Here is a 22,517-nt window from a genome sequence, read left to right on the forward strand (position 1 = left end):
ACGGAAAACCAATTTTATTTGGTTTTCTCGCGAGTAAATGGGACGGAGTGCTAAAAAAAAGCGAAGAAATATTTTTACTGGCAGTCACCGGTGGCAAGGCCACCGGAACTTTTAATTTGGCATCTGTTGAGACGGACTCGACCGCGCAAGCGGATCTGAAGTTCCGCACTTCCGGAAAATTATTTTACCGCCACCTCGCCGGAGGCAATTTTTTCCTTCCAGATCAGCGGTCCGGTGTTGTGTACCGATTCGCCCTGGCTGTCCACCGCCACGGTTACCGGCATATCCTCCACCTGGAACTCGTAGATGGCCTCCATTCCCAATTCCGGGAAGGCGACGACTTTGGCGTCCTTGATCGCCTGGGCCACCAGGTAAGCTGCGCCCCCCACGGCCATCAGGTAGACGGCCCGATTGTCGCGGATCGCCTCAATCGCCGTGGGGCCGCGCTCGGCCTTGCCGATCATTCCCAACAGACCAGTCTCCTCCAGCATGGTGCGGGTGAACTTGTCCATGCGCGTGGCAGTGGTGGGGCCGGCAGGGCCGACCACTTCCTCGCGCACCGGGTCCACGGGGCCCACGTAGTAGATAAAGCGGCCCGCCAGATCCACCGGCAGGGATTTGCCCGCGGCGAGAATATCCACCATTTTCTTGTGGGCGGCATCGCGTCCGGTAAGCATTTTTCCGTTCAGCAGCAGGGTCTCGCCCGGCTGCCAGCTGAGCACATCCTCGCGGGTCACCGTATCCAGATTTACGCGGCGGGTGTTGCCACCGCTCTCCCGCGCCACCTGCGGCCAGTCTTCAAGCTTCGGCGGGACCTGGCGCGCCGGGCCCGAGCCATCGAGGGTGAAGTGGGTGTGGCGGGTGGCCGCGCAGTTGGGGATGATCGCCACCGCCTTGTTGGCGGCGTGGGTCGGGTAATCCCTCACTTTGACGTCCAGCACCGTGGTGAGGCCGCCGAGGCCCTGGGCCCCGATGCCGAGCCTGTTGACCTTGTCGTACAGTTCCAGGCGCAGCTCTTCCGCCCGATTGGAGGCTCCGCGTTCCTGCAGTTCCTGAATATCGATGGGATCCAGCAGTGACTCCTTGGCCAGCAGCATGGCTTTCTCCGCGGTACCGCCGACGCCGATACCAAGCATACCCGGCGGGCACCAGCCGGCCCCCATCTTCGGCACCATCTCCAGCACCCACTCGACTACCGAGTCGGAGGGGTTCAGCATCGCGAACTTGCTCTTGGCCTCGCTGCCGCCGCCCTTGGCGGCGACATAGACCTCGACGGTGTCGCCGGGAACTATCTCGTAGTGAATCACCGCCGGGGTGTTGTCGCCGGTGTTCCTGCGCGCGCCGTCCGGGTCCTCGAGGATCGAGGCGCGCAGTACATTGTCGGAGAACTGGTAGGCGCGGCGCACGCCCTCGTTGACCATATCGGTCACGCTCATCTCTGCATCCCAGCGCACGTTCATGCCCACTTTCAGCTTGACGGTCACAATGCCGGTATCCTGGCAGATGGGGCGGTGGCCCTCGGCACACATACGGGAATTGATCAGAATCTGTGCCATGGCGTCCCTGGCCGCCGGGTTGGCCTCCTTCTCGTAGGCCTTGTGCAGGGCCTGAATGAAATCCTGCGGGTGGTAATAGGAGATAAACTGCAGCGCATCGGCGACGCTGTCGATAAGGTCATCCTGGCGGATAGTGGTCATGAGCCGGCTCCGGTGTAACGTCTCGAAGGCGGCGATTTTACACGAATCGGGAGACTTTGGCGGAGATTGGATCTCTAGGGCGAAGCCTGTGTTCGCCCGAGTGGTTCCACGAAAAAGGGCGAACCAAGGTTCGCCCTATCTATGATATGGCTCGGGAGAGCGGTCAGGGAGTGGAGGCAGTAGCGGAGCCGGACTGCAGGCTGCGAATAGCATCGCGCAGTTGCACCAGGTCCCGGTTCACCGACCGGCGGTAGGCGTCGATGGACTCCACAGCCTCCTCGTTGGCCCCCACCCGCGCAGTCAGATCGCTGCGCACCGAGGCCAGCTGGCGCTCCAGGCGGGCGAGGGAGTCCTTGAGTTCACGCTGGCTTTCGGTATTGGACTTGCGCAGTTCCGTCAGCGAGGACTCCACCGCGGCGATCTTCTTCACGCTGGACTCCATGCCCTTGACCTGGGAGGCCAGGCTGGCCAGCTGCTTCTTGTTGGCGGCTGCGGCGCCCGTGTTGGCGGCGATGTTCTTGCGGTTGGTGTCATAGGCCACACCCCACAGCTTGCGGATCTCCGAGGAATTCTCCTTCGCCTTGGCGTTCAGCACCTCCACCGAGGCCGAGGACTCCTCGTCGGACATTTCGAAGCGCTTCTCCAGTTCGACGATACGGCTCTCCGCATCCACCAGTGCCACGCGGCTGAGCTGCCACTGGTTGTAAAGGAAAGCGGCGGCCCCCAGGCCGGCAAGCGCCAGGATCAGGGCCACTACTGCGAGCATGGACACACCACCGCCGCCGCTGCGCTCTTCCGGCTCGGCGGCCGGCTCACGGAAGGAGCGGCCGATGGGGCGCTCCAGTTGGGGGTCTACGGCTGCGCTGGTGCCGTCCAGTGTAGGCTCTCTGCGTTGCATGGTTGACATATCCGGTGTTGACAGGCGCGCGGCGGGATCGCCGGGACGCAAACTCTGTGATTAGTCGAATTCAGCGGCAGTTATACCAAAAAATTGACGAAAAAGTAATCGGTTTAGCTAAAGCCTAGCCCACACGCTTGTCTTTGCGGAACCAGCCCCCACTACTCTTATCGATCACGCGCCGGGTTAATAATGCCTCTCCACGCGTGTAGAATGCCCCCACCAACAACCTAAGACAAAGGAAGGAAGACACCATGGCTTTCGAATTGCCCGAACTCCCCTATGCGAAGAATGCCCTGGAACCACACATCTCCGAGGAAACTCTGGAGTATCACTACGGCAAACACCACAAGACCTATGTAGACAAATTGAACGGCCTGCTGGAAGGCACCGCAGAGGCCGACAAGTCCCTGGAAGAGGTGATCAAATCCTCCTCCGGCGGCGTGTTCAACAACGCCGCGCAAGTCTGGAACCACACCTTCTACTGGAACTGCCTGAGCCCCAACGGCGGCGGCGAGCCCACCGGTGCCGTGGCCGAGGCCATCAACGCCGCTTTCGGCTCCTTCGACAAGTTCAAAGAAGAGTTCTCCACCAGCGCAGTGAACAACTTCGGCTCCGGCTGGACCTGGCTGGTGAAGAAGAGCGACGGCTCTGTGGCCATTGTCAACACCTCCAACGCCGGCACCCCGCTGACCGAATCGGACCAAAAGGCCCTGCTGACCTGCGATGTCTGGGAGCACGCCTACTACATTGACTACCGCAACCTGCGCCCCAAGTACCTCGAGGCCTTCTGGAGCCTGGTGAACTGGGACTTCGTCAACCAGAACTTCGCCTGATAACGGCAGTCGGATCAAGCGGGCCCTGTGCCCGCTTTTTTCATGCGGAACCCCAAAACAAAACAACGCTTTTGACTTTGACCGGAACACCACCATGAAGTTGAACATGACTCTGATCGCCGCCGCCATAAGCGCGCTGGTGATGACAGGCTGTGATCGGGGGCGGGAATCCAGCGCCACCGAGGCTATCGACACCACCACCGTCGAGCACACACAGAACACAGCGGCGGGCGAAACCGCCCAACCGAACGCCGAGGCCATCGCCCGGGCCAACCAGATGTTCGAGGACTTTTTCCAGGAGCACCTCGACCGCAGCCCGGAATTCAAGACTTTTCTGGGCATCAAGGAGGACTACGGCAAATGGGACGACCTGTCGCCGAAATTCGAGGCCGAAACCAACGATATCAACAAACGCCAGTTGGCCGAGCTGAACAAGCTCGATCCCGCCGGGCTGGACGACGCCACCCGCCTCAGCCTCGCCCTGCTCAAGCGCAATCTGGAGATGGATATCGAGGGTTACAAGTGGCGCCTGTACAACTACCCGGTCAACCAGATGTTCGGCACACACTCGGAAGTGCCCTCGCTGCTGATCAACCAGCACCGCATTGACAACGCCAACGACGCCAACGCCTATATCGCGCGCCTCAACAATCTGCCCAAGCACTTCGAGCAGCTGATCGCGAACCTCAAGGAGCGCGCCAAGGCCGGTATCATCGCCCCCAAATTCGTCTTCCCCTACGTGATCAGCGACAGCCGCAACCTGATCACCGGCGCCCCCTTTGAGGAGGGCGAAGACAGCACCCTGTTCGCCGACTTCAAGGGCAAGATCGATGCGCTGGATATCCCCGACGAGCAGAAAACCGAACTGATCGAACAGGCCCGCAAAGCGCTGCTGGGCAGTGCCAAGCCCGCCTACGAAAACCTGATCGACTACATGGGCGAACTGCAACAACAGGCCACAACCGACGACGGCGCCTGGAAATTCCCCAACGGCGACGACTTCTACACCTTCGCCCTGAAGCGCACCACCACCACCGATCTCAGCGCCGACGAGATCCACGAAATCGGCCTGAAGGAAGTGGAGCGCATCCACGACGAAATGCGCGGGATCATGAAAAAGGTGGGATTCGAGGGAAGCCTGCAGGACTTCTTTGAATTCATGCGCACCGACGAACAGTTCTATTACCCGAACACCGAGGAGGGCAAACAGCGCTACCTGAAGGAGGCCACGGAAATCATCGAGACCATGAAGGGCCGCCTGGACGAGCTGTTTATCACCAAGCCCAAGGCCGACCTGGTCGTCAAGGCGGTGGAACCCTTCCGCGAACAATCCGCCGGCAAGGCCTTCTACCAGCGCCCGGCCCCGGACGGCTCGCGCCCGGGTATCTACTACGCCAACCTGTACAATATGAAGGATATGCCCACTTACCAGATGGAGGCGCTGGCCTACCACGAGGGCATTCCCGGCCACCATATGCAGCTGTCCATCGCCCAGGAACTGGAGGGGCTTCCCAAGTTCCGCAAATTCGGCGGCTACACCGCCTATATCGAGGGCTGGGGGCTCTATTCGGAGATGGTGCCGAAGGAAATGGGTTTCTATAAAGATCCCTACTCCGACTTCGGCCGCCTGGCCATGGAACTCTGGCGCGCCTGCCGGCTGGTGGTGGACACCGGTATCCACAGCAAGAAGTGGAGCCGCGAACAGGCCATCGGCTGGTTGGGGGAAAACAGCCCCAACCCGCAGGGAGACGTGGTCAAGGCGATCGAGCGCTATATCGTGATGCCGTCCCAGGCCACCGCCTACAAAATCGGCATGCTGAAGATCATCGAACTGCGGGAAAAAGCCAAAAATGAGCTTGGCGACCAGTTCGACATCCGCGCCTTCCATGACACCGTCCTGGCCAACGGCGCCGTGCCGCTGGATGTGCTGGAGGATCTGGTGGACGAGTGGGTCGCCGAAGTGAAGACAAGGCAGCCCCAGCAGTAATCCCCAACCCGCGGGCCGCCTCGCGCGGCCCGCATCCCATCAACCCCTTCAATAGACCTTCACCGGCGACACATAGCCACGGGGTTTCAACGCCAACAGCGAACAGCTGATTTCCTGCAGGATATTTTCCGCGGTATTGCCCATGATAAATCCGGGGATACCGGTGCGCCCCACCGTTCCCATCACCAGGAGGTCGATTTTTTTCTCTTCGATCACCAGCGGGATAAAACGGTCCGGACGGGCGATGGCGTGGTGGATATCCAACTCATCGCCGATATTCGCCGCATTGGTCAGTACATCGAGCTTTGAGCGATGCCTGGATCTCGCCGCCTGGGCCGCGCGGTCCAGTTCCTCGTCGGAGACATCGATGGGGAAGTTGCGGCGCAGGTAGGCATCCACGTCGTAATCCCAACAGGAGATAATATGCAGCTTCTCGCTGCAACTGTCGGCCAGCGAGTGCGACAGCCGCAGCAGGCGTATCGCCAGGTCATAGCTGTTGGGTTCCCTGCAATCCGGGTCCACGGCCACGGCTACGCGGATATCGCCCGGAGAGTGCTTGACGGGGCGGCACAGCCATACCGGGCAGGGGCACTTGCGCAACAGCTCCATATCCATCGCTTTGAATCCCGCGCGCTGCTCCTTCCCCTCCACGCTCTTGACCACCAGGTCGTAATCGTCGCGCTGCACCCGGTGGATAACGCGCTCGGCGGGGGTGCTGCCGCAGTCCACTTCGATATCCACCTCCAGCTCCTCCTCACCCAGCTTCAGTGAATCGAGGACGTTTTTCACAGATTCCCTCACCCGCCCCGAGAGGGCATCCATATACACCCGCTTGTATTCCCCGAATTCCTCCGGCAATTCCGGGCAGACCACCACCACCTTCACCGGTGCGCGGTTATTGCGCGCAACGCTGAGCGCCTGCATCAGGCTGCCGCTCTCGTCACCGATCGCGTGGCTGACAAACAGGATGTTATGAAAATTCTGCATAACCGGTACTTGCCCCTGTGGTATCTCGGAATAAAAAAGCCGGCCCATGCATTCCAACTAGAATTCAATAGCGACAAAAACACAGACCCGACCGCCACCCAATCATTATGGAAGCTCCGGGCCACTCTTTCCGGAAAAGCCGACATCCTCGCTGCACAGCCGAACCCCACGTAGACAGGCTTTGGCCCAGCTTCGAGGAAGCTGCAATATCCACGCGGCGTTGCCCGTGTCCCAGGGATTCTTGAGCAGCACCCCCGGCTGCCGGGCTGCACCGCGAGTAGTTTTCGACACATCTGCTCAAACAGTTCCGCGTTGCCGGGGCCCAGCTTGAAAGTGCCACTGCGACGGCGCAACAGGAAACCGTACTCCTCAACCTCGTCGGCATTCACCGGCACCCGATCTATATTGCGATTCTTGATGCCCTGTACACGAAAACAGGCGTTCAACCGCTCCCGACCCCGTCTCTCCATCCCATCGCGGTGAGAAACCAACAAGCGGTCGTAATAGAACAGATGTAGAGACTCAGCTGGGCCAGAGGGAAGGATTTAGCGATACAGTCGTACAGGAAGGTGGTGATGAATACCGGGCGCACGGGCAATCCTTCGAGTTCAGCCAGCAGCGCGGCACCCTCGTTGCCCCGGGGGAAACCCGGATCAGCGGGGGAAGTCATAATTCCTTGATTTCCTTTACCTTATCAATTTACCGGCCTTCCTCGGGAGCAAAGCCCCGGTCCACAGGCGATGTAAAATTGCCGATATCCCGGCCTTCCCGCTCCAATCTTTCCCTGAATTACTCCGGGGTCAAAAGCAATGGGTTTGCCTGCATATTGCTCTCGTAAAGATGGCAGTTTGCCGGATTTTCACTCCGGTCCAGAAACTCAAACAGCTCCTTCCCCCCGCCGATCAGGACGTGGCTCATCTTGTTGAATATTCTCGTGCACAACAAAACGCTGCGGCCCGTTCTGGATAATGAGCAAAGCCAGGCCTGCCTTTCAAGCTCTCTCAATTTTTTCCACTGTTCAGCATTCATCGGTTTCTCCTGGCTGAGGAAGAGTCTGGCATTTCTGATACAAGCAGAGGTAAATGTTACCGTCAGCTCGCGTATTTCCTCCAGAAGGAAAGCCGGTGCACAAGGCTTCAGCGCAAAATCGCCTGCACTTGCCTCAATGCATCTTTATCTCGTCAGGTACCGTACCCCTGCATTCGACTTGGTGACCAGTGTGCATCTGCCGAATTTCACTACATGCCATCACATATCAAAAGCACTGCGCAGAGATGGCGATCGACCAATCTACGGAGCGTTCCCACATCGGCAATCCTTGACGGAAATACGCCACCCGGTCTATAAAGATCGCGGCCATGTCGGTGGCGGCAGTCGCCAAATCGGCACGCGCAAAATCGGCATAGTCGCAGTCATGGACCCGCACCGCTCAATCCCAAAAGGAAGGTGAACGCATTGCAAAGGACTCTTCGTGGATTACTGATCGGCCTGGGGCCGTCTGTCGTTGCACTCGCATCTTTTTCCAAGCCAAAGGATCTCTCCTCGTGATTGCGCTCCGAAACATCGCTCTCGTCGTGGCCGGCGTCGTTGGAATCGGAGTCTATAGCGCTTCGCCCGCGCAGGCCCTCGACGACACGGCGAGAACGTACGCCACCGCCGCACCCACCTCGCCACCGGCGCAAATCTGCGGCAACGCCGACCTGCTGACCGGCCCGGCGATCGCTCCGGAAGGCGCGGTGATCGTCCCCGCGGGAGACAACACCGGCATAGACTTCAAGCAGCCCGGGGTCACGTACTGGTTTGCACCGGGCGTGCATACCCTCGGCACCGAGCTGTACAGCCAAATCATGCCCGGCGCAGGTGCCATCTTCGTCGGCGGCCCCGGGGCCGTACTCGACGGTCAGAACGCCAACCTCTACGCGTTCAGCGGCCTGGCGGAGGGCGTGACCATCCGCTACTTGACGATCCGCAACTTCGGTCGCGGGCTCGACAACAACAACGAGGGTGTCGTCAACCACGACGCCGGCACCGGCTGGGTGATCGAGTACAGCACCATCCAGGGCAATGACGGCGCCGGCGTGTTCCTCGGGACCGACAATGTCGTGCGCTACAACTGCCTCAAAGACAACGGCTAGTATGGCTTCAGCATGTACAAACCGCCGGTCGAGGGTGACTCGGCGATCAAGAACCTCGTCCTGGACCATAACGAGATCGCCGGAAACAACACTGACGACTGGGAGACGCTCAACCCCGGCTGCGGATGCACCGGCGGCGGAAAGTTCTGGGACGTCAAAGGCGCGCAGGTCACCAACAACTGGGTGCACGACAACAAGAGCGTGGGCCTGTGGGCCGACACGAACAACATCGACTTCTTGTTCGAAGGTAATTACATCGACCACAACGACGACGAAGGCATCTTCTACGAGACCAGTTACAACGCGACGATCCGCAACAACACGCTGTTGCGCAACGGCTGGGTCAAAGGCGTACGCAACACCGGTTCGCCCGCCCCGGCCATCTACCTTTCCGAATCCGGCGGCGAGGCACGTCTGTCCAGCACGGTCTCCGGTTCGACGAAGCTACGCGTTGTCGACAATGTCTTCGAGGACAACTTCTCGGGCGTCTCAATTTTCGAGAGCGCCAACCGCTTCTGCAACTCCAACGGCAACACGAGTTCCGGCTACTGCACGCCGCTGGTCTCGCCCACGTTGATCCCGAAGCCGCACGACGGTATGTATCCCAACCCCGTCAGCGCGACGCACCCGTGTTACACCGACGTCGCCAACGAGCCTTACTTCACCGATTGCCGCTGGCACGCCAAAGACGTGGAGGTCACCAACAACGAGTTCCGCTTCGACCCCGACGCCGTCCCGTGCACCGGCACGTATTGTGGTGTCAACGCGCTAATCGCCTCCGGCGCCAACAACATCCCTTGGTCGCCGTACACGGTGGCCGCCGTCCAGGAGGCTGTCATGTTCCACAACGGCAACTTTTTCGCGAACAACCACTATTACGGCCCGTGGCGGTTCGCCAAGGGGTACGGCGAGACGATCAGCTACGACACTTGGCAGGCCGCCCCGTTCAACCAGGACCTGGGAAGCACCAGTGACCAGGGCCCGCCGCCCAAGGTGGCCAACGTCCTCGACACCGACACCGCCACTGTCGAGGGCTCCACCGGCCAATGGGCTCCCTGGTTCTCGGCCGCCATCGCCCAAAGCATCAACGAGGCCCGCGGCGGCACGCACAGCCTGGAAATCCAAGCCACAGCGCCCGATGGCTGGGGCGTCATGGTCTCCGACTTCCCCGGATTCGAGATCACCCCGGGCGACAAACTCGCTCGTCTGTGGGCCAAGGGCAGCCCCGGCACCTCGGTCGCACCGAAGCTAACCATCAAGTGGCTCAACGTGAACCAGGAGGCCCTCCAGACCGACGTCGTGCAGCTGCCGGCCCTGACCACCACGTGGCAAGAGGCCTCCGCAAACCTCACAGCTCCCGCTGGCACCACCACCGTCTGGGCCTACCTCACCGGCCCTGGAAGCACAGGCACAACTCTCTACGTTGACGACATCTCCATCGGCGATACGCCCTGATAGCAGCACGCCCTGGGGCGTGCTGCCGTGCTCGCGAAAGCCTCGATTGAGCTAACGACGGATATGAAGTGGTTGCAGCAGATGGGCACTACACCTTCCCATCCACAAAGGCCACGCCCAACCCCCATTCTCAGATCCCCAGCACTTCCTTGACGAAAGGGATGGTGATCTTTCTCTTGGCCATCAGCGAAGCGCGGTCCAGCTGTTCCAGGCAGAGGAACAGGGCCCGGGTCCCCCGGGGTGCGCGGTGGAGGATATATTGCGCCACGTCCTCCGGGAGATCGAAGCCGCGCAGTCGGCTGCGCCGGCGCAGGGCGGCAATTTTGTCGCGATCGTTGAGGGGCTGCAGCTGGTAGATGAGCCCCCACTGTAGGCGGGAGCGGAGGTCGGCCAGCGCTATGTCCAGGCCTCGGGGGGATTGGCGGGCGCCGAGCAGCAGTTGGCCGCCGCCGTCTCTCACCCGATTGTATAAATGAAACAGCGCCGTCTGCCATTGGGGGTGCTGTTCGAGCCGGTGCAGGTCGTCGATACAAACCAAATCCAGTTGTTCCAGACCGTCGAGGATGGGGGCGGGGTCCATGTCCAGGAGTTCTGCCAGCGGCAGGTACTGGAAGCTGCGCCGGTTGGCCTCGGCGTGCAGACAGGCGGACTGAAGCAGGTGGCTGACACCGCTGCCGGCTTCGCCCCAGAGGTAGAGCGCCGTATCGCCACCCCCGCCTTCGGCAAACCGCTGCAAGGCCTCTACGACCTGGAGATTGGGATCGGCGTGGGCCAGGTAGAAGTTGGCAAAAGTGGCGTCGTCCCGCAGGGATATTCCCAGCGGAAGCTGCTGCGGCACGCCTTTTTCCGCGGTCATCTCAACGCCAGTGGTAGCGCAACGGGTGCTCCGCGCTGCCTAGGGGCGCGCGATAGCCGCTGAGGTCGATGGGGCCTTCGTCCGCCTGCGCCTGCAACCTGCGGTTCAGGGCCAGGGCGTCCTGCAAGTTTTGCAGCCGCGAGGAGGTGGTGAGGGCCAGCCGCAAACGGTCGCCATTGATCGACAGCAGGTCCGCGCTGCTGACCACAGCCAGCTGCTGCAGGTAGCTGGAGGCTTCGGTGTAGTCGGCGAAGCTGTCGATACCGGAGAGTTCCAGGATCACCGCGCTCTGCTGGCCGGTGCTGTCGGCACGCACGGCGTAGCGCTGGGCCAGGAGGTTGGCGGCTTCGTTGATGCCCCGCAGGGCAACCTCTTCCATAGAGTCGCCGCTGGCGTCGAAGGCATAGCTGCGGCCGCCATGGATCAGCAGCCAGTTGGCCTGCCAGCGCTCTCCGGAGGCCTGCAACAGGCGGCCCATCAGGGTGGCGTCCGGCCCGTAGCGTACGCCGGCGCGTTCCGCGGCCCGTTCGTCCTGGGCCCAGAGCTCACCGAGGGGCATGTTGCGCTGGTCGTTCAGGTCCATCACCGGGAATTCCACCGGCAGGCCGCGCTCAATGGCGAGACTGTCCAGTACCGCGAAGAGTTCCGGGTAGTCTTCCTGGCGCAGGGCGCTGCGACCGTCGCGCAGGGTGTCCACCGCCATCCAAACCAAGGTACCGGGGCGGTTGTTGGGCCACACGGGCAGCTGCAGCTTGTGCACCTGTTCGGAGATGGCCTGGGGTTCGAAGGATAGATGCAGGTAGAGCTGGTTATCCTCGGTCTCGTAGCGGTAGCTCTGTACATACCGCTGAGCCCGCTGCAGCACCGGCTGCAGGCTCGGATTGCTGCCGATAGCGGCGTCGCCGGTAACCCGAACGAACACCCGCTCCAGCCCGCGGCTGCTGGCCGCAGTGCGATCGGTGGCGCCGCGGCTGGGCACAGCCTCCACCACTTCATAGAGGTCCGGCACCACACGGGCCTGGGCCGGCAGGACCAGCACCCAGAGCAGCAATGCCAATGGTAGCGAGCAGAGCCGGAGCGGTGTTCGCATCTGTTTTCTCTCTTCAGACTTCTGTGGACGGCCGCCGTGGAAGCAACCAATTTGCGGCTATTGTATCAGTGTCGGCCTTTTCTCCCAGTCTCTAGTCCGCATTTCTCACAAACGGCCTGGAGCCGCCGCGGCGGACGTTTTTAAGAAATGCCGGCTGGCTCGCATATCCAGCAGGTTTTCCACTAGAATACGCGCCCTCTGAAAGTCCATTGCGGGATGAACCATGAGCGATTCCAAACCCCAGTCCCTCAGCTACAAAGACGCCGGTGTCGATATCGATGCGGGCAACGCTCTGGTGGAGCGCATCAAGCACGTCGCCAAGCGCACCCAGCGACCCGAGGTGATGGGCGGACTGGGCGGCTTCGGTGCCCTGTGCCAACTGCCCAGCGGCTACAAGGAGCCGGTTCTGGTCTCCGGTACCGACGGGGTGGGCACCAAGCTGCGCCTGGCAATGGACCTGGGCATCCACGACAGTATTGGCATCGACCTGGTGGCCATGTGCGTCAACGACCTGGTAGTCGCCGGTGCGGAGCCGCTGTTCTTCCTGGACTACTACGCCACCGGCAAGCTGAATGTTGATATCGCCGCAGAGGTGGTGACCGGCATCGGCCGCGGCTGCGAGCTTGCGGGCTGTGCCCTGGTGGGCGGCGAGACCGCGGAAATGCCCGGCATGTACGAGGGCGACGACTACGATCTGGCCGGCTTCTGCGTGGGTGTGGTGGAGAAATCCGAAATCATCGACGGCAGCAAAGTCGCCGCCGGCGACAAGCTGATCGGCCTGGCCTCCAGCGGCCCCCATTCCAACGGCTACTCCCTGATCCGCAAGGTGCTGGAGATCAGCGGCGCCGACCTGGAGCAGGAGACGGGTGACACCACCCTCGCCCGCGCGCTGATGGCGCCAACCCGCATCTATGTAAAGAACCTGCTGCAACTGATGAAGAGCGTACAGGTCAACGCCCTCAGCCATATTACCGGCGGCGGCCTGTTGGAAAACCTGCCGCGGGTCCTGCCCGAGGGCACCCGGGCCGTCATCGACACCGGCAACTGGCAGATGCCCCCGGTATTCCGCTGGCTGCGCGAGGCGGGCAATATCGATCTTCGCGAGATGTACCGCACCTTCAACTGCGGCGTGGGCATGGTGATCTGCGTGCCCGCGGACGCCGCCGACCCGGCTCTGGAAATCCTGAGACAGTTGGGTGAAAAAGCCTGCGTTATCGGTTCCATCGAGGCCAAAGATGGTGAAGCTGTCGAACTGGCGGGACTCTAATGTCGCGGAAGCTGTGTAGAGTCGCGGTACTGATTTCCGGCAGCGGCAGCAATCTGCAGGCGCTGATCGACGCCGCCGGCGAGCGCGCCGGATTCTCCGTTTGCGCAGTGATCAGCAACAGGCCCGGGGCCTATGGCCTGGTCCGCGCCGCCGAAGCCGGCATTCCCGCGTCGGTGGTGGACCACCGGGACTACCCCGACCGGGAGTCGTTCGACAGCGCGCTGATGGCCGAGATCGACCGCCACACTCCCGACCTGGTGGTACTCGCGGGCTTTATGCGCATCCTCACCCCCGAATTCGTGCGCCACTACAGCGGCCGCCTATTGAACATTCACCCCTCCCTGCTGCCCAAATACCAGGGTTTGCATACCCACCAGCGGGCGCTGGAGGCCGGCGACAGCGACCACGGTGCCACAGTGCACTTTGTAACCGAGGAGCTGGACGGCGGTCCCGCCATTGTGCAGGCCCTGGTCCCCGTACAGGCGGGGGACAGCGCCGAGCTACTTGCAAAACGCGTGCAGCTACAGGAGCATAAGATCTACCCGCTGACGGTAACCTGGTTTGCCCAGGGCCGGCTGCGCATGGTGGAGGACCGCTCGGAACTGGACGGCGAACTGCTACCGCGCACTGGCAAGAAAATTACTGGGGCTTATTAACACACCGCCGCGGACTGGTTGATCGACTTATCGTGGCGGGGGGTTGGACATCCGGAGGTCACCGTGTCGTTACGTCTTATTGCCTTCTTTATCTCTGCCGTGTTCGCCGGTTTCGCGCTGGCGCAGGAACCCAAACTGAAACCTTTTACCGCCACCTATGCCGCCAAGTACAGCGGTATTGGCGTCACCGCCACACGGGAGCTATCCGGTAGCGGAGGCAACTGGCGACTCGATTTCAACGCCCACTCCCTGTTCGCCGATATTCGCGAATATTCCCGGTTTATCGCCGCGGGGAACCAACTGTCACCCCGCCACTACGAATACCATAAAACCGGCCTGGGCAAAGACCGCCACACAGTCCTGAATTTTGAGCAAGGCAGGGTGGTCAATGTTTCCGACAAAAGCCGCACCCTGGAGAATGTGCCCAATCACATTCAGGACAAACTGAGCTACCAGTTGCAGCTGGCGCTGGATGTCGCTACCGGGAAAAAGACGCTGAACTACAAGGTGGCCGATGGCAAACGTATCCGTGAATATGAATTCTCCGTGGTTGGCAAGGAGCTGCTGCAGACGCCTCTCGGGGAAATAGAGACCATTAAAGTACAGCGGGTGCGCGACGGAGATTCAGATAGAGAAACCAGTATCTGGTTTGCCCCCAAGTGGAATTACGCGCTGGTCAAATTAATGCAGCAAGAGGAGGATGGCAAAAGCTACCAAATCTCCTTGACCAAATTATCCATAGACGGAAAAAACATCTCCGCCGGCCAATAAAATCCTTCCTTCCGTCTAAAGAATCAAAAAAACTGTGCTCCCGCATGGATTTTTCGGCTTTTTACCGATATAAAGTCGCCGTTTTCTTCTGGCGCGAAAGATCGTGACTGCTAAACTTTTCGCACCAGGATTTTACTTTGCGAAAGTGGGAAAACTTTGTAAAAAGTTTTTCTCAACGTATTAACAGCGATAAAGAGTGGGACCTCATGAACAAGATAATACTGCGTCGTGCTATTTTGGCTGCAGCAATCAGTACCGCGTCAAGCAGCACCATGGCCGCCGGCTTCTTTCTGAACGAGACCAGCACCTCCGGCCTCGGCCGCGCCTTTGCCGCAGAGAACACCATCGGCGACAACGCCGCCATCCTGGCCCGCAATCCTGCCGGTTCCGCCCTGTTCGACACTATCACCATTTCCGGGGGTGTGACCTACGTCAATCCGGAAATCGACGCCGAGGGAGAGATCAGCTATTTCGTCGACACACCATTCGGCGTTGCGGAAGTCGGCCCCTTCCTCGCGGAGGATAACGACTACGCCAGCAGCGCCTTTGTACCGAACGCCTACCTGGCGGTGCCTATCGACGACTGCTGGTCCTTCGGCCTGGCCATGTATACCAATTACGGCCTGGAAACCGATTTCGACAGCGACTCGCTGGTACTCAATATTGCCGACAAGACAGAACTGCTGACAGTCAATATCGCACCTTCAGTGGCTTACAACTATCAGGATATATTCAGTATCGGCCTGGCGGTCAATTTCCTCTATGCCGACGCTGAACTGAAAACCAGAGTGCCCGACGGCTTCCCGCTGGATGCCGCCCTCCCCTTCCCCCTCTCCGGCGCCCAGATTCTGAAACTCGAAGGCGACGACTGGGATGTGAGCTGGAGCATCGGCGCCCTGTGGAATATCACCCCCAGTACCCGGCTGGGGCTGTCCTACCACGCGGATTTCGATCCCAAGCTGGATGGAGACGTAAGCTCTGATCTTCTTCCAAGCCCGCTGGCGCCGTTTGACGATGTCGACGGCAACCTGACCTTGGATCTACCGGACTACTGGGAACTGGGCCTCTACCACAAGTTCAACCAGAACTGGGGCATTGCCTTGGGCGCCACCTATACCGACTGGGACGACTTCCAGCGTTTGGAAGCTTTTCTGCCAGGTCAGGGAGCGCCATTCAACCCGCTGCATCTCAAGGAGGAAAACTTCGAGAGCGGCTGGCGCTTCAGCATCGGTGGTGAATATTACCCCTGCGAGGAAGTCACCTGGCGCATCGGCTACGCCTACGACGAGGGCGCTGCGCGCGACGGCCTCAACCCGACAGAGGAGACCGCCAACGCGCTCGGACTGCCGATCACCTGGCGCACCCTGTCCATTCCGGATACCGACCGCCACTGGGTGACTTTCGGCGGTACCTACGAGTTCGACCAGCACCTGAGTGTCGACGGCGGCCTCGCCTACCTGTGGGGTGACGACGAGAGGATCCAGGAATTCACCGCGGCCCCGGTACCCACTTACTACAATGGCGGGACCACTAATATCGGGGCCTGGCTCGCCGGTGTCTCGCTGAACTACCGCTTCTGATCACCCGGTCGAATCCCTGTCAGCACAAAGGGCCGGACGGCAAAGTCCGGCCCTTTTCTCGCCGATAGCCTGTATATCCAGGCACATAAATGCCGGCACCGACAGCCGAAACTGCACCACAATAGCGCCCGGGCTCCGGGAATGGAGCTGCGCTCCCGCACCAAAAAATTCCCCCTTCACCCACCCCTGCACTAAAAAGAGCTACCGGTTACAGGTCCACTTGTCCCGTGCAACCCCTCGCCTGCCTCCGCATCTCACTGACTCAAGACGATTGAAATGGCGGACTTCTGCCGCTGGCCCGGCCGCTCCGGCGCCGTCCGAAGGGAAGAAAAAAACCTAATAAATACAGACACTTAACTGATGAAAACGGGCGCTTTCACCAAGTTCTCCCCGGCATTAGCAAGTTTCCGGCAAGCCCCGACTCCAAGCCACCTGAGAAAAATTGGCACACTCTATGCAGAGCATCTATTGCGAGGCGCACCCGGTGGCCGGCTCGAAAATCGATAGCCGGTCGCCGCAGAATTTAAACGGTGCTCACCGAAGAAAAAATTCAGACTCAACCGACCCGCTCGGTTGATCATGAGCAGAGGCGCTCATTGACTCGCTGCCTGACGGCAGCCGGTCGATGAGCGCTTTTTTTATGCCCGCAATTTTCAACTGATCATCAACTGGGGGACTCTGATATGAAGTGGACACAACTTTTCAGGCGCGCCGCGATAACCGTGGGGCTCGCAAGCACCCTCGGGCTAGCGACACCGGCGACATCCGCGGAACTCGGTTATCCGGAAAAAGAAGAGCTGACCTTCGGTTTTATCAAACTGACCGATATGGCGCCCATCGCCATCGCCTATGAGAAAGGCTTCTTTGAAGACGAGGGTCTCTACGTCACCATCGAAGCACAGGCCAACTGGAAGGTACTGCTCGACGGCGTGATCGACGGCCGCCTGGACGGCGCCCATATGCTCGCCGGACAACCCATCGCCGCCACCATGGGATTCGGCACCAAGGCTGAGATCATCACACCCTTTTCCATGGACCTGAACGGCAACGGTATCACTGTTTCCAATGAGATATGGGAGCAGATGAAGCCGAACATTCCAAAAATGGACAACGGCCTGCCAGTCCATCCGATCAAGGCGGATGCGCTGAAACCGGTAGTGGAAAAATACAAGGCGGCGGGCAAGCCGTTCAATATGGGCATGGTTTTTCCGGTATCCACCCACAACTATGAATTGCGCTACTGGCTGGCCGCAGGTGGTATCCACCCGGGCTACTATGCGCCGCACAAAGGTGATATTTCCGGACAGATAGACGCGGACGCCCTGCTATCGGTAACACCGCCGCCACAGATGCCCGCCACCCTGGAAGCCGGCACCATCTACGGCTATTGCGTGGGCGAGCCCTGGAATCAGCAGGCGGTATTCAAGGGCATCGGCGTGCCGGTGGTAACCGACTACGAAATCTGGAAGGACAATCCGGAAAAGGTCTTCGGCATCACCAAAGCTTTCGCGGAGAAATACCCCAACACTACCATCCGCATCACCCGCGCGCTGATTCGCGCCGCCATGTGGCTGGATGAAAACAACAACGCCAATCGTCCGGAAGCGGTAAAAATTCTCTCCCGATCCAATTACGTCGGCGCCGACTATGAAGTTATCGCCAACAGCATGACCGGTACTTTCGAGTACGAGAAGGGCGACAAGCGCGAAGTACCGGATTTCAACGTTTTCTTCCGCTACCACGCCACCTACCCTTACTATTCCGACGCCATCTGGTACCTGACCCAGATGCGTCGCTGGGGTCAGATATCGGAAGACAAGAGTGACGACTGGTACAAGGAGATGGCGGCGAAGGTCTATCGTCCGGATATCTATCGGGCCGCAGCGGAATCCCTGATCAAAGACAAGCTGGCTTCCGCGGATCAGTTTCCAGACTTCTCCAGCGAAGACGGTTACCGCGAACCGCAGACCCACTTCATCGACGGCATCGTCTACAACGGCCAAAAACCCAACGAATATATCGGGAAGTTTCCTATCGGCCTCAAAGCCGGACAAAAACTCTAGTTCAGAAATCAATTCTGGGTGCGCACTGCGCACCCTGTGAACCCAACAAGCGCAACCATAAGTCGACCTAAGGCAGAGGACCATGACATCGAGCAGCTTATCCATCAGTAAACCGGCCAGCTGGAAGCTTTCACTGTTAGACAACAACCTGTTCAACAGCGCCATCCGATACGTGGCGGTTCCCCTGACCGGTGTTCTGGTATTTCTGCTGTTGTGGTCCGCAACCGCGCAGAATATCGATACCTCCCTGGGGAAATTTCCCGGACCTGCCGCCGTATGGGAACAGTTTGGCGCACTCTATCAGGAGCATGAACGCTCGCGGGAAAAGGCAGCCGCCTTTTATGAGCGCCAGGAAATCCGCAACGCGGAACGGCTCGCGGAAGACCCCGGCTATCAGCCGAAGATTCGCGACTACACCGGCAAAGAGACTTTCATCGACCAGATTTTTACCAGCCTGATCACGGTGATGAGCGGGTTCCTGCTCGCCGTAGCCATTGCCATTCCTCTGGGAATTGCCACCGGCCTGAGCCGCACCCTGAGCAGCGCAATAAACCCGATTATTCAGATATTCAAACCGGTATCACCGCTGGCCTGGCTGCCGCTGGTGACCATGGTGGTCAGCGCCCTGTACACCTCGACGGACCCGCTGGTGGCCAAGTCGTTTCTCAACTCCATGATCACGGTCACCCTCTGCTGCCTCTGGCCAATGGTTATCAACACCTCCGTCGGGGTGGCCGGCATCGAAAGCGACTTGGTGAACGTCAGCAAGGTGTTGCGTCTGTCCCCGCTGAAACATGTGCAAAAAATTGTACTGCCCGCCTCAGTGCCGATGATTTTTACCGGTATGCGCCTCTCCCTGGGCGTGGCCTGGATGGTGCTGATTGCCGCGGAAATGCTGGCTCAGAACCCGGGCCTGGGCAAATTCGTGTGGGATGAATTCCAGAACGGCAGCTCCGACTCCCTGGCCCGTATCATGGCCGCGGTGATTGTCATTGGTGTGATCGGCTTTCTTTTGGATCGCGCCATGCTGCAGCTGCAGAAACTGGCTTCCTGGGACAAGGACAGCATTACACACTAGCTCCAATCAAACTCGGTCCTATCAAACTCTGGAGAAGAATATGGGCGTATTACTGGATATCAGCCATGTGGATATGGAGTTCCCCACTCCCAAAGGCCCCTTTACCGCGTTGCGCGATATTGATCTGCAGGTCAGGAAAGGGGAGTTCGTCTCTCTGATCGGGCACTCGGGATGCGGCAAGTCCACCGTACTGAATGTGGTCGCGGGCCTGTATCGCGCCACCCGCGGCGGCGTGATCCTCAATGGCAAGGAGATCACCGAACCGGGGCCGGAGCGCGCAGTGGTATTCCAGAACCACTCGCTACTGCCCTGGCTCAGTGCCTATGAAAATGTGGAGCTCGCGGTAAGGCAGGTATTTGGCAAAACAAAATCCAGAGCGGAAATGCGCGAATGGATCGAGCACAACCTGCAGCTGGTGCATATGGGACACGCCATGCACAAGCGCCCGTCGGAAATTTCCGGCGGTATGAAACAGCGGGTGGGTATTGCCCGGGCTCTGTCGATGCAGCCCAAGGTTTTACTTATGGATGAGCCTTTCGGCGCGTTGGATGCGCTCACCCGTGCACATATGCAGGACTCGCTGATGGAAATTCAGGCGGAACTGAACAACACCGTAATCATGATCACCCACGATGTGGACGAGGCGGTTCTGCTTTCCGATCGCATTGTGATGATGACCAATGGCCCCGCAGCAACCATCGGCGAAATTCTCGACATTCAACTGGAGCGTCCGCGCAGCCGTCTGGAACTCGCTGACGATCCACACTACAACGGATACCGGGCCAGGGTACTCAAATTCCTGCACGAGCGTCACAGCAAACGCGATCCGTCATCGAAAAAAACCGATGCTGATAAAAATACGAAGTTCGAAACCAAGTCTGTGGAGCACGCTGCCTGAACAATTTAATGAAAATATTCAAAAAACAGGCATACACAAAATCGCTGAAAAACGCTTATTGACCAACCATCCTTTTTTGGGAACTAAATATGAAACGACTGACCCTTCCATCACAACAGCATATATTGGCTCTGGCAATTGCCATTGTCGCCGGCGCCCCGGCGTTTGCCGACGATACCGTTGAAGCCGCAGAACCTTCCGCGGCATCATTCAGCGAAGCGCTGGGACAGGGAGAGGCCACTCTTGGCTTCCGTGCGCGAACCGAGCAGGTGGATACCGACGGCGCAGACAAGCTGGACCTGACCAGCCTGAAGACCCGCCTCACCTATCAATCCGCAGCCTATCGGGGCTTCAGCACCCTTATCGAAATGGACGACGTAACTCATCTCACCGACAATGAAGGCGGCGTGGCGGACCCGGAAGGAACCGAGGTAAACCAGGTGTACCTGGCCTACTCGTTCGGCAACACCGCGATCAAATACGGCCGTCAGCGCATATTGCTCGACAACCAGCGCTTCGTCGGCGGAGTCGGCTTTCGCCAGAACGAGCAGACTTACGACGGCGTCAGCGTCACCAATAACAGCCTGGCCAACACCACACTGTTCCTCGCCCATATCGACAACGTCAACCGCATCTTCGGCGAAGACAGTCCGCTGGGCGACCACGAAAACGACACCTATCTGCTCAACGCGAAGTACAGCGGCCTCGCCGCCGGCACCCTTTCTGCCTACGCCTACCTGATCGACAACGAAAACGCCCCGGTTTTCTCCACCGACACCTACGGCCTGCGCTTTGCCGGCAAGAGCGGCGCGGCGGATTATTCCGTGGAATACGCTACCCAGTCCGCCGCCGCCGACAACCCCGCCAGCTACGATGCCAACTACATCCTCGCTGAGGGCGGCTACAAGCTGGGTCCGGTGACGCTGAAAGCGGGCTATGAACTTCTCGGCGCGGACGGCAGCGACGGCCAGTTCATCACTCCGCTGGCAACCCTGCACAAGTTCCAGGGCTGGAACGACAAGTTCCTGGGCGGCGGTACCGGCAATATTGCCGGTGGTATCGAGGATGTCTATGTGACCCTCGGCACATCGCTCGCGGGAGTAAAGCTCGCCCTCAACTATCATCAGCTTAACTCCGATGATTCAGATGTTTCCGGAATGGATAAACTCGGCAATGAATACGGTTTTTCCGTGGGTGGGAAAATCAGTGCGGTTGATCTGAACCTGAAATACAGCAGCTATATCGCCGACGAATTCAGTGTGGATACCGATAAGATCTGGCTTACTGCACAAGCACAGTTCTGAACTGAACCTTGATCGCGCCCGGCCCTTCAATGGGCCGGGCCCCTTACTCTTCTACAGAATCAATAATGCTCAAGGAAAGAGGTGATGAAATTTTTCCTGGCACTTTTCCTGTTTTTACTGAGCATGGACGTCCTCGCGTTCAGTATGGGCGATGCCATCAATATCGCCGGGCGCCAGCGCATGCTCTCCCAGCGTATTACCCAGGCTTACATTCTCCGCGGTATACAGCCGGACACCGAACGACACCAGCAGATTTTCGAGCGATGTATGCGGGAGTTCGCGAACAACCTGGATCAGCTGGCCGACTTTGAAGGGGCGGCGCCAATACGGGGTGACCTCCAAACCGTGCAACTGGAGTGGAAGGCTTTCGAAGCGATCGCCCATCAACCTGTCACCAAATCCACCGCTGCCGAACTGTTTCGCCGCAGCAATAGCCTGCTGCCTGCCGCCCACGCCTATGTCATGCGCCTGCAGGATCTCGCCGACCACAGCAGCGCGGAACTGGTCAATGTCTCCGGCCGCCAGCGTATGCTCTCCCAGCGCATTGCGAAGAATTATGTCGCGCAGTTTTGGGAAGTGGCCGGCGAAGAGGGAGGAAAGTGGCTGAACGAAGACCTGGCGGAGTTCCAGCATATGCTGGAGTTTCTGCTGCAGAGCTCGCTGAACACGCCGGAGATCACCCGCAACCTGCTCAAGACCCAGGGATACCTGAACTATGCCAGCCGGGGTTTCGAGGGTGAGATGCAGATGTCCGAGGAGCGCCAGATCCATGTGATTACCGGCACTACAGATATGTTGTTGCGCAATATGGATGTGATTACCGGGCAGTATGCCGAGCTGCTGAATTCAGCGCAGCTTGCAACGCGCTAATGCTAAATGGTTGGGGGCAATTGTAGGAGCGGGCCATGCCCGCGATCGATCTTTCCAGTCATTCCATCATCGATCGCAGGCATGGCCCG

Annotated in this window: 20 protein-coding genes; 13 read left to right on the forward strand and 7 right to left on the reverse strand. The window is 59.4% G+C overall.

Annotation, left to right across the window (positions count from 1 at the left end):
* Nucleotides 1-179: 179 nt before the first annotated feature.
* Nucleotides 180-1,697 (reverse strand): fumarate hydratase, encoded by a 1,518-nt coding sequence (locus tag PP263_RS09410; RefSeq protein WP_308368164.1) that lies wholly within the window; start codon nucleotides 1,695-1,697, stop codon nucleotides 180-182.
* Between the two features lie 163 nt (nucleotides 1,698-1,860).
* Nucleotides 1,861-2,595, reverse strand: a complete 735-nt coding sequence (locus PP263_RS09415) for a hypothetical protein (protein ID WP_308368166.1) — start codon at nucleotides 2,593-2,595, stop codon at nucleotides 1,861-1,863.
* A 254-nt stretch (nucleotides 2,596-2,849) separates the two neighbouring features.
* Between PP263_RS09415 and sodB the strand changes: the two genes are divergently transcribed.
* Entirely contained in the window at nucleotides 2,850-3,431 is a 582-nt protein-coding gene (sodB, locus tag PP263_RS09420; protein ID WP_308368167.1) for a superoxide dismutase [Fe], read from the forward strand.
* Nucleotides 3,432-3,525: 94 nt separating this feature from the next.
* The gene (locus tag PP263_RS09425) at nucleotides 3,526-5,418 is read left to right on the forward strand and encodes a DUF885 domain-containing protein (protein ID WP_308368168.1); all 1,893 of its coding nucleotides are present in this window, start codon (nucleotides 3,526-3,528) and stop codon (nucleotides 5,416-5,418) included.
* Nucleotides 5,419-5,466: 48 nt separating this feature from the next.
* Here PP263_RS09425 and PP263_RS09430 read toward each other — a convergent pair whose 3' ends face one another.
* The 3 genes from PP263_RS09430 to PP263_RS09440 form a co-directional block, all read right to left on the reverse strand.
* Nucleotides 5,467-6,405 carry a universal stress protein gene (locus tag PP263_RS09430; protein WP_308368169.1) on the reverse strand — a complete coding sequence of 313 codons (939 nt, stop codon included), beginning with the start codon at nucleotides 6,403-6,405 and terminating at the stop codon, nucleotides 5,467-5,469.
* A 442-nt stretch (nucleotides 6,406-6,847) separates the two neighbouring features.
* On the reverse strand, nucleotides 6,848-7,075 hold the full coding sequence (locus PP263_RS09435) for a hypothetical protein (RefSeq protein ID WP_308368171.1): 228 nt from the start codon (nucleotides 7,073-7,075) through the stop codon (nucleotides 6,848-6,850).
* 119 nt (nucleotides 7,076-7,194) lie between these two features.
* Nucleotides 7,195-7,434 (reverse strand): hypothetical protein, encoded by a 240-nt coding sequence (locus PP263_RS09440; protein WP_308368172.1) that lies wholly within the window; start codon nucleotides 7,432-7,434, stop codon nucleotides 7,195-7,197.
* 515 nt (nucleotides 7,435-7,949) lie between these two features.
* Here PP263_RS09440 and PP263_RS09445 point away from each other — a divergent pair.
* A complete protein-coding gene (locus PP263_RS09445; protein WP_308368173.1) occupies nucleotides 7,950-8,540 on the forward strand; it encodes a hypothetical protein in 591 nt (196 codons plus the stop codon).
* A gap of 12 nt (nucleotides 8,541-8,552) precedes the next feature.
* A complete protein-coding gene (locus tag PP263_RS09450) occupies nucleotides 8,553-9,995 on the forward strand; it encodes a right-handed parallel beta-helix repeat-containing protein (protein WP_308368175.1) in 1,443 nt (480 codons plus the stop codon).
* Between the two features lie 130 nt (nucleotides 9,996-10,125).
* Here PP263_RS09450 and hda read toward each other — a convergent pair whose 3' ends face one another.
* Together hda and PP263_RS09460 are read right to left on the reverse strand one after the other, a co-directional pair.
* Nucleotides 10,126-10,851, reverse strand: coding sequence for a DnaA regulatory inactivator Hda (hda, locus tag PP263_RS09455; RefSeq protein ID WP_308368176.1), 726 nt, complete (start codon nucleotides 10,849-10,851; stop codon nucleotides 10,126-10,128).
* 1 nt (nucleotide 10,852) lies between these two features.
* Complete coding sequence (locus PP263_RS09460) at nucleotides 10,853-11,941, reverse strand: DUF2066 domain-containing protein (RefSeq protein WP_308368177.1); 1,089 nt, start codon at nucleotides 11,939-11,941, stop codon at nucleotides 10,853-10,855.
* Between the two features lie 223 nt (nucleotides 11,942-12,164).
* Between PP263_RS09460 and purM the strand changes: the two genes are divergently transcribed.
* From purM to PP263_RS09505, 9 genes are all read left to right on the forward strand, one after another.
* Nucleotides 12,165-13,208, forward strand: coding sequence for a phosphoribosylformylglycinamidine cyclo-ligase (gene purM / locus PP263_RS09465; RefSeq protein ID WP_308368179.1), 1,044 nt, complete (start codon nucleotides 12,165-12,167; stop codon nucleotides 13,206-13,208).
* Entirely contained in the window at nucleotides 13,208-13,864 is a 657-nt protein-coding gene (gene purN / locus PP263_RS09470; protein WP_308368180.1) for a phosphoribosylglycinamide formyltransferase, read from the forward strand. Before purM ends, purN begins: the two co-directional genes overlap by 1 nt.
* 63 nt (nucleotides 13,865-13,927) lie before the next feature.
* Complete coding sequence (locus PP263_RS09475) at nucleotides 13,928-14,635, forward strand: DUF3108 domain-containing protein (protein WP_308368181.1); 708 nt, start codon at nucleotides 13,928-13,930, stop codon at nucleotides 14,633-14,635.
* 206 nt (nucleotides 14,636-14,841) lie between these two features.
* On the forward strand, nucleotides 14,842-16,215 hold the full coding sequence (locus tag PP263_RS09480; RefSeq protein WP_308368182.1) for an outer membrane protein transport protein: 1,374 nt from the start codon (nucleotides 14,842-14,844) through the stop codon (nucleotides 16,213-16,215).
* A gap of 683 nt (nucleotides 16,216-16,898) precedes the next feature.
* Nucleotides 16,899-18,278: a CmpA/NrtA family ABC transporter substrate-binding protein gene (locus tag PP263_RS09485; RefSeq protein ID WP_308368183.1), complete on the forward strand. Its 1,380-nt coding sequence runs from the start codon at nucleotides 16,899-16,901 to the stop codon at nucleotides 18,276-18,278.
* An 82-nt stretch (nucleotides 18,279-18,360) separates the two neighbouring features.
* A complete protein-coding gene (locus PP263_RS09490) occupies nucleotides 18,361-19,356 on the forward strand; it encodes an ABC transporter permease (protein ID WP_183460568.1) in 996 nt (331 codons plus the stop codon).
* A gap of 40 nt (nucleotides 19,357-19,396) precedes the next feature.
* Nucleotides 19,397-20,254, forward strand: a complete 858-nt coding sequence (locus PP263_RS09495; RefSeq protein WP_308368184.1) for an ABC transporter ATP-binding protein — start codon at nucleotides 19,397-19,399, stop codon at nucleotides 20,252-20,254.
* Nucleotides 20,255-20,343: 89 nt separating this feature from the next.
* The gene (locus PP263_RS09500; protein ID WP_308368185.1) at nucleotides 20,344-21,558 is read left to right on the forward strand and encodes an alginate export family protein; all 1,215 of its coding nucleotides are present in this window, start codon (nucleotides 20,344-20,346) and stop codon (nucleotides 21,556-21,558) included.
* An 84-nt stretch (nucleotides 21,559-21,642) separates the two neighbouring features.
* Nucleotides 21,643-22,428 (forward strand): type IV pili methyl-accepting chemotaxis transducer N-terminal domain-containing protein, encoded by a 786-nt coding sequence (locus PP263_RS09505; protein ID WP_308368186.1) that lies wholly within the window; start codon nucleotides 21,643-21,645, stop codon nucleotides 22,426-22,428.
* The last annotated feature ends 89 nt before the right edge of the window (nucleotides 22,429-22,517 follow it).

Origin of the sequence: Microbulbifer sp. TB1203 (genome assembly GCF_030997045.1) — a bacterium.
GTDB lineage: Bacteria > Pseudomonadota > Gammaproteobacteria > Pseudomonadales > Cellvibrionaceae > Microbulbifer.